10 protein-coding genes are annotated in these 14,270 nt (G+C 63.3%); all 10 read right to left on the reverse strand.

From position 1 onward, the window contains the following. Positions 1-32: 32 nt before the first annotated feature. Entirely contained in the window at positions 33-902 is an 870-nt protein-coding gene (locus GIB19_RS02475; RefSeq protein ID WP_099430476.1) for an oxygenase MpaB family protein, read from the reverse strand. A 41-nt stretch (positions 903-943) separates the two neighbouring features. Continuing rightward, positions 944-2,878 carry an acetate--CoA ligase gene (acs, locus tag GIB19_RS02480; protein WP_099430475.1) on the reverse strand — a complete coding sequence of 645 codons (1,935 nt, stop codon included), beginning with the start codon at positions 2,876-2,878 and terminating at the stop codon, positions 944-946. 257 nt (positions 2,879-3,135) lie between these two features. Continuing rightward, on the reverse strand, positions 3,136-4,800 hold the full coding sequence (gene pgi / locus GIB19_RS02485; protein ID WP_027595014.1) for a glucose-6-phosphate isomerase: 1,665 nt from the start codon (positions 4,798-4,800) through the stop codon (positions 3,136-3,138). Between the two features lie 143 nt (positions 4,801-4,943). Continuing rightward, a complete protein-coding gene (panC, locus tag GIB19_RS02490) occupies positions 4,944-5,807 on the reverse strand; it encodes a pantoate--beta-alanine ligase (protein WP_027595013.1) in 864 nt (287 codons plus the stop codon). Next, positions 5,804-6,604 (reverse strand): 3-methyl-2-oxobutanoate hydroxymethyltransferase, encoded by an 801-nt coding sequence (panB, locus tag GIB19_RS02495; protein WP_099455340.1) that lies wholly within the window; start codon positions 6,602-6,604, stop codon positions 5,804-5,806. Before panB ends, panC begins: the two co-directional genes overlap by 4 nt. A 250-nt stretch (positions 6,605-6,854) precedes the next feature. Beyond that, positions 6,855-7,334: a 2-amino-4-hydroxy-6-hydroxymethyldihydropteridine diphosphokinase gene (gene folK / locus GIB19_RS02500; RefSeq protein ID WP_085274232.1), complete on the reverse strand. Its 480-nt coding sequence runs from the start codon at positions 7,332-7,334 to the stop codon at positions 6,855-6,857. Continuing rightward, positions 7,331-8,719 (reverse strand): polynucleotide adenylyltransferase PcnB, encoded by a 1,389-nt coding sequence (locus tag GIB19_RS02505; protein WP_027595010.1) that lies wholly within the window; start codon positions 8,717-8,719, stop codon positions 7,331-7,333. The genes folK and GIB19_RS02505 overlap by 4 nt, the downstream gene beginning before the upstream one ends. An 846-nt stretch (positions 8,720-9,565) precedes the next feature. After that, complete coding sequence (locus GIB19_RS02510) at positions 9,566-11,005, reverse strand: sigma-54-dependent transcriptional regulator (protein WP_027595009.1); 1,440 nt, start codon at positions 11,003-11,005, stop codon at positions 9,566-9,568. Positions 11,006-11,009: 4 nt separating this feature from the next. After that, positions 11,010-13,985 carry a sensor histidine kinase gene (locus GIB19_RS02515; RefSeq protein ID WP_027595008.1) on the reverse strand — a complete coding sequence of 992 codons (2,976 nt, stop codon included), beginning with the start codon at positions 13,983-13,985 and terminating at the stop codon, positions 11,010-11,012. Continuing rightward, entirely contained in the window at positions 13,969-14,145 is a 177-nt protein-coding gene (locus tag GIB19_RS02520; protein WP_003250005.1) for a hypothetical protein, read from the reverse strand. Before GIB19_RS02520 ends, GIB19_RS02515 begins: the two co-directional genes overlap by 17 nt. Between the last annotated feature and the right edge of the window lie 125 nt (positions 14,146-14,270).

Raw genomic sequence — 14,270 nt, forward strand, 5'->3', positions numbered from 1 at the left:
TAAATCAGTTCCGCTGAGGCGACCGATTCGCCTCATTCGATACCCATGCGCCGTTTCGCCCGGTGCGCCGAGCCATCGCGCATGGCCCAGCGCAAAACCGGCGCAGTGCGTTGCAGGCCGAGGCGGATCAGGCGCCGCTGCAATGGCCCGTGCTGCAGCCCGAGCATGGCTTGGGCCCAGTCGGGCAGCAGGTCGATGCCGGCGTTCAGCATGAGCTTGCCGACAGGTTGTGCCAGGCGGCTGGGCGCCGGGGCGGCAAGCAGGATGTCGATCACCTCATGGCTACGGGCATCGCACTGCAGCTGCGGGCGCATGTGCCTGAGGTAGTCCTCGACCTGCTGGCAGGAGCGCGGCACATCGCGCGCGCCCAGGCGTTCGGCGATCAGGGCAATCTCGTTGTAGTAGGCATCCTGCTCGGCGCGGGGCAGGTGCGGGTTGCGGTAACGCAGGTGGGCCGCGAGGAAGCTGCTGACTTCGGCCACATGCACCCAGGTCAGCAACCCCGGGTCGCTGGCGGCATAGGGGCGGCCATCGGCGGCGGTGCCGGTGACTTGCAGGTGGATGGTGCGGACTTTTTCGATCAGCCACTCGGCGTCGCGGGTCGAGCCAAAGGTGGTGCCGGAGATGAACTGGCTGGTGCGACGCAAGCGGCCGAGCAGGTCTTGGCGAAAGTTCGAATGGTCCCACACGCCGGCCAACGCCAGCGGGTGCAGCAGTTGCAGCATGAGGGCACTGATACCGCCGACCAGCATGCTTGGGAAATCGCCGTGCACTTGCCAGCTGATGCTCTGCGGGCCAAATAGCCCAGGGTCGCCCTTGGGCGATTCCAGGTCGAGCTGGCCGAGGGCCAGCCCGGTAAGGCTCATGACCTGGGTTTCGATGCGGCGGCGAAGGGCTTCCATGGCGACCTGTCGTTCAGGGCGGCCATGCAAGGGGCCGCCAGCTAGTGGTTGAGACGTGTGTCGATCAAGCCCTGAACCACACTCGGGTCGGCCAGGGTCGAGGTATCGCCCAGGTTTTCCAGCTCGTTGCAGGCGATTTTGCGCAGTATACGCCGCATGATCTTGCCCGAGCGGGTTTTGGGCAGCGCCGGTGCCCACTGGATCAGTTCCGGTTTGGCGAAGCTGCCGATTTCCTTGCTGACCAAGGCCAGCAGTTCGGCCTTGAGCGCGTCGCTGGGGTCGACGCCGTTCATGGGGGTGACAAAGGCATACACACCCTGGCCCTTGAGGTCATGGGGGTAGCCCACCACCGCGGCCTCGGCGACGCTGTCGTGCAACACCAGGGCGCTTTCCACTTCGGCGGTGCCGATGCGGTGGCCGGAGACGTTGATCACGTCGTCGATGCGCCCGGTGATCCAGTAGTCGCCGTCGGCATCGCGGCGTGCGCCGTCGCCTGTGAAGTAGTAGCCGGGCATGGGTTTGAAATAGGTTTCGACCATGCGCTGGTGGTCACCATAAACGCTGCGAATTTGCCCCGGCCAGCTGGCCTTGATGGCCAGCACGCCAGCGCCAGGGCCTTCAATGGGGGTGCCTTTTTCATCCAGCAGCACCGGCTGTACGCCGAACATCGGTTGGGTCGCGCAGCCCGGTTTGAGCCGTAGCGTGCTGGGCAGGGGCGTGAGCATGATGCCGCCGGTTTCGGTCTGCCACCAGGTATCGACGATCGGGCAGCGCTTTTGGCCGACTTCTTCGAAGTACCATTCCCACGCTTCCGGGTTGATCGGCTCGCCGACGCTGCCGAGCAGGCGCAGGCTTTTGCGTGAGGTGCTCTGGAGTGGCCCGGAGCCTTCGCGCATCAGGGCGCGCAAGGCCGTTGGCGCGGTGTAGAAGATGTTGACCTGATGCTTGTCGACCACCTGCCAGAAGCGCGAGGTGTCGGGGTAATTGGGTACGCCTTCGAACATCAGCGAAATCGCGCCATTGGCCAGCGGGCCATAGACGATGTAGCTGTGGCCGGTGACCCAGCCTACATCGGCGGTGCACCAGAACACTTCGCCCTCGCGGTAATCGAACACCACCTTGAAGGTCATGGTGGCCTGCAGCAGGTAGCCGGCAGTGGTGTGCAGGACGCCCTTGGGTTTGCCGGTGCTGCCGGAGGTGTAGAGGATGAACAGTGGGTCTTCGGCTGCCATCGGTTCAGGTGGGCAGTCGTCGCCAGCATGTTCCGTCACCTGGTGATACCAGAGGTCGCGGCCCTCGCTCCAGGCCACATCACCCCCCGTCCGCCGGACAACGAATACGCTGCTGACATTCGGGCAACTGGCCAGGGCCTTGTCGACATTCAGCTTCAGTGGAATGCGCTTGCCACCGCGGATGCCTTCATCGGCGGTGATCACGGTACGGCAGTCGGCATCGAGGATGCGGTCACGCAGGGCATCGGGCGAGAAGCCGCCGAACACCACCGAGTGCACGGCGCCCAGCCGGGTGCAGGCGAGCATGGCGAAGGCGGCCTCGGGAATCATCGGCATGTAGATACACACTCGGTCGCCTTTTTTCACGCCGCGTGCCTTCAGGGCGTTGGCCAAGCGGCAGACCTGGCGGTGCAGTTCGCGGTAGGTGATGGCTTTTGCGTCTTGCGGGTCGTCGCCCTCCCAGAGCAGGGCGGTCTGTTCACCGCGCTTGGCCAGATGGCGATCGATGCAGTTGTAGCTCACGTTCAACTGGCCACCGTCGAACCAGCGTGCCTGGCCGGTTTTCAGGTCGCACTGTTGCACGCTCGACCAGGGTTTGATCCAGTCCAGGCGTTTGGCCTGTTCGGCCCAGAAGGTGTCGGGGTCTTCCACCGATTGGCGGTAGAGGCGGCGGTAATCGTCGTCGGTGAGGGCGGCGGACTGGCTGACGGCCAGGGCCTGGGGGTAGTCGCGGATATCGAACATGGCGGGTGGTCCTTGCGCTTGTCGGGGGCGATGGACTGCAACGGCTATTCGATTGGACAGTGTAGCTAGAGGTGGTGTTCCTTAAGGTCGACGCTGGCCTTGTAGGAGCGGCCTTGTGCCGCGATGGGCCGCAAAGCGGCCCCAGGATTTCAGCGATGAAGCATCATTCAGCGGTGATGCATCCATTTTGGGGGCCGCTCTGCGGCCCATCGCGGCACAAGGCCGCTCCTACAAAGAGCGACCGTGTGGCGGGTGGGTCAGCCGCGGTGACGGCCGCGGAAGTAGTTGATCAGGCCCTGGGTAGAGCCATCTTCGGCGCTGTCTTCCTGGCTGCCGACAAGGCGCTGGTAGACACCTTTGCCCAGCTCTTTGCCCAGCTCCACACCCCATTGGTCAAAGGCGTTGATGCCCCAGATCACGCTCTGCACGAAGACCTTGTGCTCATACATCGCCACCAGTGCGCCCAAGCGGCGTGGGCTGATGCGTTCGACCACCAGGGTGTTGCTCGGGCGGTTGCCCGGGATCACCTTGTGCGGGGCCAGCTTTTCGATATCGGCTTCGTTCAGGCCTTTGGCGCGCAGCTCGGTCTCGGCTTCATCGCGGGTTTTGCCGAGCATCAGCGCCTGGCTCTGCGACAGGCAGTTGGCGTACAGCCACTGATGGTGGTCGGCCACCGGGTTGAAGCTCACCACCGGCACGATGAAGTCAGCAGGAATAAGGTGGGTACCCTGGTGCAGCAACTGGTGGTAGGCGTGCTGGCCGTTACAGCCCACGCCACCCCAGATCACCGGGCCGGTTTCGGTATGCACCGGCGTGCCGTCCTGCAGCACGCTCTTGCCGTTGGACTCCATGTCCAGCTGTTGCAAGTGCTTGGTGATGTTGCGCAGGTAGTGGTCGTACGGCAGGATCGCGTGGCTGCGGGCGCCCCAGAAGTTGCCATACCAGACGCCCAGCAGGGCCAGCAGCACCGGCATGTTCTTGTCGAACGGCGCGGTCTGGAAGTGCTGGTCCATGGTGTAGGCACCCGACAGCAGCTCCTTGAAGTTGGCGGTGCCGATGGCCAAGGCGATCGGCAGGCCGATGGCCGACCACAGCGAATAGCGCCCACCCACCCAGTCCCACATAGGGAAGATGTTCTCTTCACGGATACCGAAGGCGACGGCGGCGGCCTTGTTGCTGGAAACGGCGATGAAGTGGCGATACAGCTCTGCTTCCGAGCCGCCCTGGGCCAGGTACCAGGTGCGCGCGGCCATGGCGTTCTTCAGTGTTTCGAGGGTGTTGAACGATTTCGACGAAACAATGAACAGGGTGGTTTCGGCGCGCAGGTTGGCCGACAGCTCGTGGAACTCACTGCCGTCGATGTTCGCCAGGTAATGGCAGCGTACGCCGCGTTGTGCGTAGGGCAGCAGCGCTTCGGAGACCAGTTCCGGGCCGAGGAACGAGCCGCCGATGCCGATGTTGACCACGTCGGTGATCGGCTTTTCGCTGTAACCGCGCCACAGGCCATCGTGAATGCGCCCGACCAGCTCGGTGATCTGGTTGAGCACCTTGTGCACTTCTGGCATCACGTTGACGCCGTTGACGCTGAGCTTGTCGCCCACTGGGCGGCGCAGGGCGGTGTGCAGCACCGGGCGGCCTTCGGAGGCGTTGATGATCTCGCCGCTGAACATCGACTTGATCGCATCCTGCAGGCCGACTTCGTTGGCCAGGTTCACCAGCAGGTCACGGCTTTGCTCGGTGATCAGGTTTTTCGAGTAGTCGAGGAACAGGCCGCAGCTGCTCAGGGAGAACTGATCAAAACGCTTGGCATCGGCGGCGAAGGCTTCACGCATGCTGAAGTCTTGCATGGCGTCGCGGTGTTGCTGAAGCGCCTGCCAGGCGGGCAGGGCCGTCACATCATGGGGAGTACGGTAATACGCCATTGCTCAGGGTTCCTTGGTGCGTTGTGAGGCCTTGGACATTGGCCACGGCTGTCAGTTGCAGGCAGTCATTATAGGCATTGGCGGCGCGGGGGGAATGGGGGCGTGAGGGGTTATGAAGGGGCCGCGAGGCAGCCCCCGAAGGTTTACGCGGTCTTGTCTTCCACGTGCAGGTACAGGTTGTCGATCAACCGGGTGTTACCCAGGTAAGCGGCGGCAATCACCACCAGGTCGCGATCATCGATCATGGCCGGGCGCAGGCTCACGGCATGGCGCACTTCCAGGTAGTCCGGGCGGAACCCGGCGGCGGTCAGTTGCGCCTGGCCGTCGGCCACCAGCGCGGCAAAATCACGCTGGCCACGGCCAATGGCCGCCCCGATGTGCTGCAGGGTGCGGTACAGCGCAGGTGCGGTAACACGCTGCTCGGGGGTGAGGTAACCATTGCGTGACGACAGCGCCAGGCCATCGTCGGCGCGCACGGTCGGCTCACCGATGATCTGGATGGGCATGTTCAGGTCGCGCACCATGGCGCGGATTACTGCCAGCTGCTGGAAGTCTTTTTCGCCGAAGACGGCCAAGTCTGGCTGGACCATGTTGAACAGCTTGCTGACCACTGTCGCCACACCCTCGAAATGCCCTGGCCGGCTGGCGCCGCACAGGCCTTCGGAAAGGTGGGGGACGCTGACCCGGGTTTGCACGCTCATGCCGTCGGGGTACATCTCTTCGACGGTTGGCGCGAACAGCAGGTTGCAGCCGGCCTGGAGCAAGCGCTCCTGGTCGGCTGCAAGGGTACGTGGGTAGGTGGCGAGGTCTTCGTTGGCGCCGAACTGCAGCGGGTTGACGAAGATACTGGCAACGACAAAGTCGGCCCGCTGGGCGGCCTTGGTCACCAGCGCGGCATGGCCGCTGTGCAGGTTGCCCATGGTCGGCACGAACGCGATGCGCTTGCCTTCGCCACGCGCACGGCCAACGGCGGCGCGCAGTTCACGGACAGTCTTGACTGTGTTCATGCGCTGAACCCGTGTTCACTGGCAGGGAAGCTTACGTCCTTGACCGCCGTCACGTAGGCGGCGAGGGCGCTTTCGATGTCCGGCTGGCCGGCCATGAAGTTTTTCACGAACTTCGGCACCCGGCCGCTCAGCGACAGGCCAAGCATGTCGTGCAGGACCAGCACCTGGCCGTCGGTGGCGCTACCGGCGCCAATGCCGATGACCGGAATGCTCACGGCCTGGGTGATCTCTGCCGCCAGTTCGCTCGGTACGCACTCCAGCAGCAGCATGGCCGCGCCGGCCTGTTCCAGGGCAATGGCGTCGGCACGCATCTGCCGCGCCTGGGCTTCCTGACGGCCCTGCACCTTGTAACCGCCCAGCACATTGACGGTTTGTGGGGTCAGGCCCATGTGCGCGCACACCGGCACGCCACGTTCAGCCAGCAGGCGAATGGTCTCGGCCAGCCAGGCAGCGCCTTCGAGCTTGATCATGTGGGCGCCGGCCTGCATCAGCGTGGCGCAGTTGGCAAAGGCCAGTTCGGGGGTGGCGTGGGCCATGAACGGCAGGTCGGCCAGAATCAGCGCGCCATCGTTGCCACGTTTGACGCAGGCAGTGTGGTAGGCCATTTCCTGGGTGGTGACAGGCAGCGTGCTGTCATGGCCCTGCAGGACCATCCCCAGCGAGTCGCCCACCAGCAACACTTCGACACCGGCCTGGCTGGCAACCTTGGCGAAGGTCGCGTCGTAACAGGTCAGCATGGTGATTTTTTCACCCTTGGCCTTCAGGCCATGCAGGGTGGTCAGGGTTACTTCAGGCATGTAGGAAAATCCTCGTTCAGGCGCTGTTAAAACGACTGCATACAACGCGTGTAGTCATCTTCCGGAGCGGCACATCATCGCGCGTGATGTTCGGGCACAGGTCCGTCCGGGCCTAAATACGGGTATGCGGCACTTGGGTGCCACACGGGACGCCTATAGTCGTGAGCGAGGTGGGGGAAGTCAATCACCCTGTTACCGCATTGTTACGATCAGGGTGTTACTGGCGTTACCGCCGTCTGCAGCGCCCGAATTACAGGCGCTCGAGGCCGACGAACGGGCAGGCGCTGATGAGTTGGGCGAGGTCGCGGCCATCGGGCAGGCAGAAGCCTGCGGGCACCAGTTCGGCCAATGGGTAGAGCACGAAGGCGCGGGCGTGCATATGGTAGTGCGGCACCTGCAGCCGCGGCACGTCGATCAGTTGGTCGCCGAACAGCAGGATATCCAGGTCGAGCGTGCGCGGGCCCCAACGCTCTTTGCGCACACGGCCCTGGTCATTTTCGATGGCCTGCAGGGCATCGAGCAGCGCCAGCGGCTCGAGCGAGGTGTCGAGCGCAGCCACGGCATTGGTGTAGCGCGGCTGGCCAGGCAGCAGCGAGTCACTGGTGAACAGGCTCGAAGTGGCCACCAGGCGGGTGCCGGTGGCCTGGTCGAGCGCCTGGAAGGCGTTCTGCAGTTGTTCTGCAGGCTCGTCCAGGTTGCTGCCCAGGCCGATGTAAGCGCGCGTGGTCACTCGAACGCCTCTTCGCCACCACGCTTACGCTTGCTGGCGCTACGTTTGCGCTTGCGTGGGCCAGCGCCGGTGCCTTCGTCACGGCTGCCCAGCTCGCGAATCATCTCGCGGCGCTCGCTGTCATTGGCATCCTGGTAGTCAGTCCACCATTGGCCGAGGTCGTCGGTTTCTTCACCCGCGCTTTCACGCAGCAGCAGGAAGTCGTAACCGGCACGGAAGCGCGGGTTGTCGAGCAACTGGTCGGCACGTTTGCCGCTGCGACGTGGCAGGCGTTCCTGCATGTCCCAAATTTCGCGGATCGGCAGGGTGAAACGCTTCGGGATGGCAATGCGTGCGCACTGTTCTGCGATCAGGTCGTGAGCCGCGCCGTTCATGGCCGGGATCGGTGGCACACCTTGGTTTTGCAGGTGCAGCACACGGGCCGGCAGGGCGGGCCAGAGCAGCGCAGCGAAGAGGAAGGCCGGGGTGACCGGCTTGCCCTGCTTCACACGCAGATCGGTGTTGTTCAGCGCCTGGCTGATCAGGGTGTGGGTGTAGGTGGGGCGCTCGTCCAGGGCATGCGCGCTGGCCGGGAACAACGGCTCGAAAAGCTGCAGGTCGACCAGCATTTCGAAAGCCATCGCACCTTGGCCGGAGAGGAACAGCTTGAGGCTTTCCTCGAACAGGCGTGCCGGGGGGATTTCGCGCAGCATCGGCGCCAGTTCGCGGATCGGCTGGACCGTGTGCTTTTCGATGCCGAAGTCGAGCTTGGCAGCGAAACGCACGGCCCGCAGCATGCGCACCGGGTCTTCCTGGTAGCGATGGGTCGGGTCACCGATCAGGCGCAGCAGGCGGTTACGCACATCGTGCACGCCGTTGGCGTAATCGAGGATGCGTTCGCTGACCGGATCGTAGTAGAGGGCATTGATGGTGAAGTCGCGGCGTTGCGCGTCTTCTTCCAAGGTGCCGTACACGTTGTCACGCAGGATGCGACCACTGGCGTTGTGCGACGAACGGTGGGTATCACCTTGATCGTCTTCCGAGTGGTGGGCGCGGAAGGTGGCGACTTCGATGATCTCACGGCCGAAATGCACGTGGACCAACTTGAAGCGGCGACCAATGATACGCGCGTTGCGGAACTCGGCACGGACCTGTTCAGGGGTGGCGCTGGTGGCGACGTCGAAGTCTTTTGGGGTGATGCCAAGCATCAGGTCGCGGACACAGCCACCGACCAGGTAAGCCTGGTAGCCCGCACTCTGCAGGCGCTCTACGATGTTCACCGCATGGCGGCTGAACTGGTGGCGTTGCAGCGAGTGTTGGCTCTTGTTGATCACCTCAGGCGTGGTGCGCCTGTGGTGCTGGCCCGGTACGGGAGGGCGGAACGACTGGAACAGCTTCTTCAGCATGGGATGCACTGTTTGAAGGAATGTTCGGCCAAGAATAGGAGAATGGCCGCATGATGGGCGGGGATTCTAGCATTTACTCAAGGAATGGTGTAGGCGGGTAGCAGGATGCCTGCCAGAAGGGAGAAACGACAAGGGGAGCCTAAGCTCCCCAAGAAGTCGTTGCGTGCTCTTATTATTTTTTTGCTGGGCTTCTTGTTTTTGTTGAGCGCCCTGTCCACAAATCGCAAAGCTTGTGGACGACCCCTAATCCAGGGGTAAAGAGCAAACGGATTGCTTTGGCCGCTGATGTCACGTTGATCTGTCGATCCAACCAGTTCAGGCGCTGCTTTTTAGTGCAGTTTTTGTTGTTCTCTGCCTGGTCGTGGGGCAAGCCCCAAACACGCATCCTCTCCAAAAGAATCAGTTAGCTGCGCCTCCGCCGTCTTGTTTTTATTGTGCGTGAGCCGTTTCGTCTTGTTCTTATTCTGAGTTGCAGTGCTTGTTATTGTTTTTGTACTAAGCATATAGCAGGTGCCGTGCCAACTTTTCGAAACCCAATGAAATCAAGGGTTTGGAGGTTTTCGCAGATTTTTGGCAGGCCGAAAATGGCGGGGTTTCGTTACCGTACACCTCGGGAACTGTTACGCCTGAAAGCTTGGGTAACAGATTTTCGCGGGTACTGATGTGTTACCTGGGGTGTGCGTAGTGGTTTTTGTCGGCCCTTTCGCGGGTGAACCCGCTCCCACAGGTACCGCATTGCCCTTGCGGGCAGTGAGATCCTTGTGGGAGCGGGTTCACCCGCGAAGAGGCCGGCAGCCCGAAAAAGAAATATCAAGGCAGGAAAGGCCCGCCTGCCCACGCGATCTTTTACTCGCTGGTGGCGTTGCTCTTGCGTCGCGGGATACCCAGGCGCTGGCGGCGTTCCCACAGGCATTTGCGGCTGACGCCAAGCTTGCGGGCAAGCTCGGTCTCGGTCATGTGGTCCTGGTGTTCGAGCACGAAGTGCTGGAAGTAATCCTCCAGCGACAAGTCCTCGGTAGGCTCATGGCTGGCATTGCCCGCACTGGCCACGGCCAGGGCGTTGTCGAGGATGTCGTCGTCTTCCAGGTCGCTCAGCTCGATGTCGATACCCAGCAGGTCGGCGGAAATTTCTGCGCTCTCGCTCAGAATCACCGCACGCTCCACGGCGTTTTCCAGCTCGCGCACGTTACCCGGCCAGCTGTAATGACGAATCGCTTGCTCGGCATCGGCGGAAAAATGCAGGTCATCCCGGCCAATCCGTGCGCTCTGGCGGGCCAGGAAGGCACTGGCGATCTCGTTGACGTCGCTGCCGCGCTCGCGCAGGGCAGGTAACTTCAGGGCGATCACGTGCAGGCGGTAATAAAGGTCTTCACGGAACTGGCCGGCCTTGGCCAGGTTTTTCAGGTCGCGGTGGGTGGCCGCAATCAGGCGCACATCGACCTTCTGCGATTGCACCGAGCCCACCCGGCGGATTTCGCCTTCCTGCAACACGCGCAACAGGCGCGCCTGGGCTTCGAGGGGCAATTCGCCGATCTCGTCGAGGAACAGCGTACCGCCGTCGGCCGCTTCGACCAGCCCGGCGCGCCCTGCGCTGGCGCCGGTGAAGGCGCCTTTTTCGTGGCCGAACAGCTCGGACTCGATCAGGGTCTCCGGGATGGCCGCGCAGTTCACCGAGATCATCGGTGCCTTGGCCCGGCGTGACAGGTTGTGCAGGGCACGGGCGACCAGCTCTTTACCGGTACCCGATTCGCCCTGGATCAGGACATTGGAATCGGTCGGTGCGACTTTGCGGATCTTGCTGTACATGTCCTGCATGGGCGGGCACGAGCCGATGATGCCGATCTCGCCATTGGCAGACGCGCTATTGCCTTTGTCCGCCGCTGCCGCCTTGCCGTTGCCCCGCGGTTCTGCCGCCGGCGCGGCAGCAGGCGCGTTTTGCCGGTCGCGCAGGATGCGCGCCACGGCCTGGAGCATCTCGTCGTGGTCGAAGGGCTTGGCGATGTAGTCCACCGCGCCCATTTTCATCGAGTCCACCGCCGAGCGCAGGCTGGCGTAGCTGGTCATGATCAGCACCGGGGTGCCCTGGCCGAGCTTGATCAGCTCGGTGCCAGGCGCGCCGGGCAGGCGCAGGTCGCTGACGATCAGGTCGAAGGTGGCAATGCTGAAGCGTTCCTGGGCTTCCTGCACCGAGCCGGCTTCGCTGACCTGGTACTGGTTCCGCTCGAGCAGGCGACGCAGGGCCGAGCGGATGATGGTTTCGTCTTCGACGATCAGAATATGCGGCATTGATTCAATTCTCTCGACGGTCTCGAATTTCAGGGGACGTCGCTACGACATGCCGGGGCAGGGTCACGCGGATCCGGGTGCCACGTTGCCGTTCGATGTCGGCAGGGCTGTCGATGGTGATTTGCCCATAATGCTCTTCCACGATGGAATAGACCAGAGCGAGCCCCAGTCCGGTTCCTTCGCCCGGGTCTTTGGTGGTGAAGAAGGGCTCGAACAGGCGGTCCATGATGCTCTTCGGGATCCCGCTGCCTTCGTCTTCGACAATCAAATCGACGGTGTGCTCGAAGACGGAGCTGCGCACACGCACGGCACTGCCGGGCGGTGAGGCGTCGCGGGCGTTGGAGAGCAGGTTGATCAGCACCTGGGCCAGGCGCTGCGGGTCCCCTTCGGCCCAGTGTTCCGGGTCGCAGAGGTTGAAGAACTGGACTTCGAAATTGCGCCGGTTCAGCGCCAGCAGCCCAATGGCATCCTGCGCCACTTCGGCCAGGCACACCGGCTCTTCGCTGTTCTGGTGGCTGCCACCGGCATGGGCGAAGCTCATCAACGACTGGACGATGCGCGACACCCGTTTGGTCTGTTCAAGAATCTGGCTCGACAGCTCGGTGATCTCGCCATCGCCCTCGCGTTCCTCGCGCAGGTTCTGCGCCAGGCAGGCGATGCCGGTAATCGGGTTGCCGATTTCGTGGGCCACGCCGGCCGCCAGGCGGCCAATGCTGGCCAGGCGCTCGGAGTGCACCAGCTTGTCTTCCAGGGCCTGGGTTTCGGTCAGGTCCTCGACCAGCAGCACCAGGCCACTGTTACCCGGCGCCAAGGGCTCGTCGATGGCGGCCTTGTGCAGGTTCAGCCAGCGAGGCTGCCCGTCGAGGGCCAGGCGTTGCTTGTGCAGGTGTTCGTCGGGCACGTCGATGAAGCCCTGCAGCAGGCCGCGCCAAGGTTCGCCGATGGTCACCAGGCGCGAGCCGACCACGTGCTTGGCGGCGATGCCGGTCAGCTCTTCCATGGCCTTGTTCCACATCAGGATCTCTTGGTCCTTGGCCAGGGAGCAGACGCCCATGGGCAGTTCCTGCAGGGTCTGGCGGTGGTAGCGGCGCAGGGCGTCGAGTTCGGCGGCAAGGCCGGTCAGGCGCGAGTGATAGTCTTCCAGGCGGCTTTCAATGAAGTGGATGTCTTCAGTGACATAGTTTTCGTTGCCGGATTTGTAGGGCAGGAAGGTCTCGACCATGTCCTGGGCCACGCTCGGCCCCATCAGGCCCGATAGGTTGGCCTCGATGCGGTCGCGCAGGCGGCGCAACGCATAGGGGCGGCGCTCGTCGAAGGGCAGGTAGAGGTCGCGCAGGGCCTGTTCGACTTCTTTCTGCGCAGCCTTGGCGCCCAGTGGCTTGGCCAGCTGGGTGGCAAATTCCTGTGGCGAGGCGGCGTGCAGCTCGCGGCGCTGCGGGCGGCGCACGTTGTCCACCGCGCACGCTTCGGCGGCGCTGGCTTCTTCACTGCTGGCATTGGTGAACAGCGAAATCAGGGTGAACAGCAAGACGTTTGCCGCCAGCGAGGCGATGGCCGCCATGTGCCAGCTGGTGTCGTCGAGGACGTAGATCATGTCCAGCAGCGGAATGTAGAAGCCCTGCAGGTTGCCCAGCAGCGGCAGCAGCATGGTCACCAGCCACACCAGGGTGCCGGCCAGCAGGCCTGCGATGAAGCCGCGGCGATTGGCGGTAGGCCAGTACAGCACCGACAACACGCCCGGCAGGAACTGCAAGGTGGCGACGAAGGCGACGATGCCCAGGTTGGCCAGGCTCTGGTGGTTGTTCTGGGTCAGGTAGAACATGAAGCCGGCGGTGATGATGGCGACGATCAGCGCGCGGCGGGTCCATTTCAGCCAGCGGTAGATGTTGCCTTCGGCCGGCGGCTGGTACAGCGGCAGCACCAGGTGGTTGAGGGCCATGCCCGACAGCGCCAGGGTGGTGACGATGATCAACCCGCTGGCCGCAGACAACCCGCCGATATAGGCCAGCAGCGCCAGCGCTTTGTTGTTGGCGGCGATGCCCAGCCCCAGCGTGAAGTATTCGGGGTTGGTGCTGGCGCCCAGGCGCAGGCCGGCCCACAGCACCAGCGGTACGGCCAGGCTCATCAGCAGCAGGAACAGCGGCAGGCCCCAGCTGGCGCTGACCAGCGAGCGTGGGTTGAGGTTTTCGGTGAAGGCCATGTGGTACATGTGCGGCATGACGATGGCCGAGGCGAAGAACACCAGCAGCAGGGTGCGCCATGGCCCTTCCTGCAGCGGTGTGTGCAGCGCGGCCAGGGCGGTCTGGTTCTGCAGCAGCCACACTTCCAGCCCATGCGGGCCGCCAAACACACCGTACAAGGCGTACAGGCCGATGCCGCCCAGCGCCAGCAGCTTGATCACCGATTCGAAGGCAATGGCGAACACCAGCCCTTCATGCTTCTCGCGCGTGGCGATGTGCCGCGAGCCGAAGAAGATGGTGAACAGAATGATCAGTGCACAGAAGGCGAATGCCACCCTGGCCTTGACCGGCTCGCCGGTCAGGATGCTGATCGAGTCGGCCACCGCCTGGATCTGCAGGGCCAGCAACGGCAGTACCCCGATCAGCATGATCAGGGTGGTCAGCGCGCCGGCCCAGGTGCTGCGGAAACGAAACGCCAGCAGGTCGGCCAGCGACGACAGCTGATAGGTGCGGGTGATCTTGAGGATTGGGTAAAGCAGCACCGGCGCCAGCAGGAAGGCCCCGGAGACCCCCAGGTAGCAGGCCAGGAAGCCATAGCCGTACTGGTAGGCCAGGCCGACCGAGCCATAGAAGGCCCAGGCACTGGCATAGACGCCCAGCGACAGGGTGTAGGTCAGCGGGTGGCGAATAATTGAGCGGGGTATCAGCCCACGCTCGCTGATCCAGGCCACGCCGAACAGCACCATGAGGTACGCGGCGCTGATCAGGATCATCTGGGTCAGGCTAAAGCTCATCGGCATCTCGTTGGCTCTGCAGGATGAAGGTGACGACGATCAGGATCAGCCAGAGCAGGTAGGGGCGGTACCAGGCTCCGGTCGGTTCGATCCACCAGTCCATGATGGCCGGGGAGAACAGGTAGATCCCCACGACCAGAAGCAGGACCAAACGATAGATGTACATGCTGGCCTCGATGGTTGGGCGCTGCGGGCTTGGACTTATTATTGGCGCAAAAGAGTGGGCGGATGCTAGCGGGAATCGGTAGGGTTAGCCAAGGGTTTGAAATTATTGGGCTTTTGTTTTTGAGC

The organism is Pseudomonas sp. ITEM 17296 (assembly GCF_028895205.1).
Classification (GTDB): Bacteria; Pseudomonadota; Gammaproteobacteria; order Pseudomonadales; family Pseudomonadaceae; genus Aquipseudomonas; species Aquipseudomonas kermanshahensis.

Coding starts and splice junctions, on each gene's coding strand:
- GIB19_RS02475 (WP_099430476.1), bottom strand. CDS start 902: ATGGAAGCCCTTCGCCGCCGCATCGAAACCCAGGTCATGAGCCTTACC.
- acs (WP_099430475.1), bottom strand. CDS start 2,878: ATGTTCGATATCCGCGACTACCCCCAGGCCCTGGCCGTCAGCCAGTCC.
- pgi (WP_027595014.1), bottom strand. CDS start 4,800: ATGGCGTATTACCGTACTCCCCATGATGTGACGGCCCTGCCCGCCTGG.
- panC (WP_027595013.1), bottom strand. CDS start 5,807: ATGAACACAGTCAAGACTGTCCGTGAACTGCGCGCCGCCGTTGGCCGT.
- panB (WP_099455340.1), bottom strand. CDS start 6,604: ATGCCTGAAGTAACCCTGACCACCCTGCATGGCCTGAAGGCCAAGGGT.
- GIB19_RS02505 (WP_027595010.1), bottom strand. CDS start 8,719: ATGCTGAAGAAGCTGTTCCAGTCGTTCCGCCCTCCCGTACCGGGCCAG.
- GIB19_RS02510 (WP_027595009.1), bottom strand. CDS start 11,005: ATGCCGCATATTCTGATCGTCGAAGACGAAACCATCATCCGCTCGGCC.
- GIB19_RS02515 (WP_027595008.1), bottom strand. CDS start 13,985: ATGCCGATGAGCTTTAGCCTGACCCAGATGATCCTGATCAGCGCCGCG.
- GIB19_RS02520 (WP_003250005.1), bottom strand. CDS start 14,145: ATGTACATCTATCGTTTGGTCCTGCTTCTGGTCGTGGGGATCTACCTG.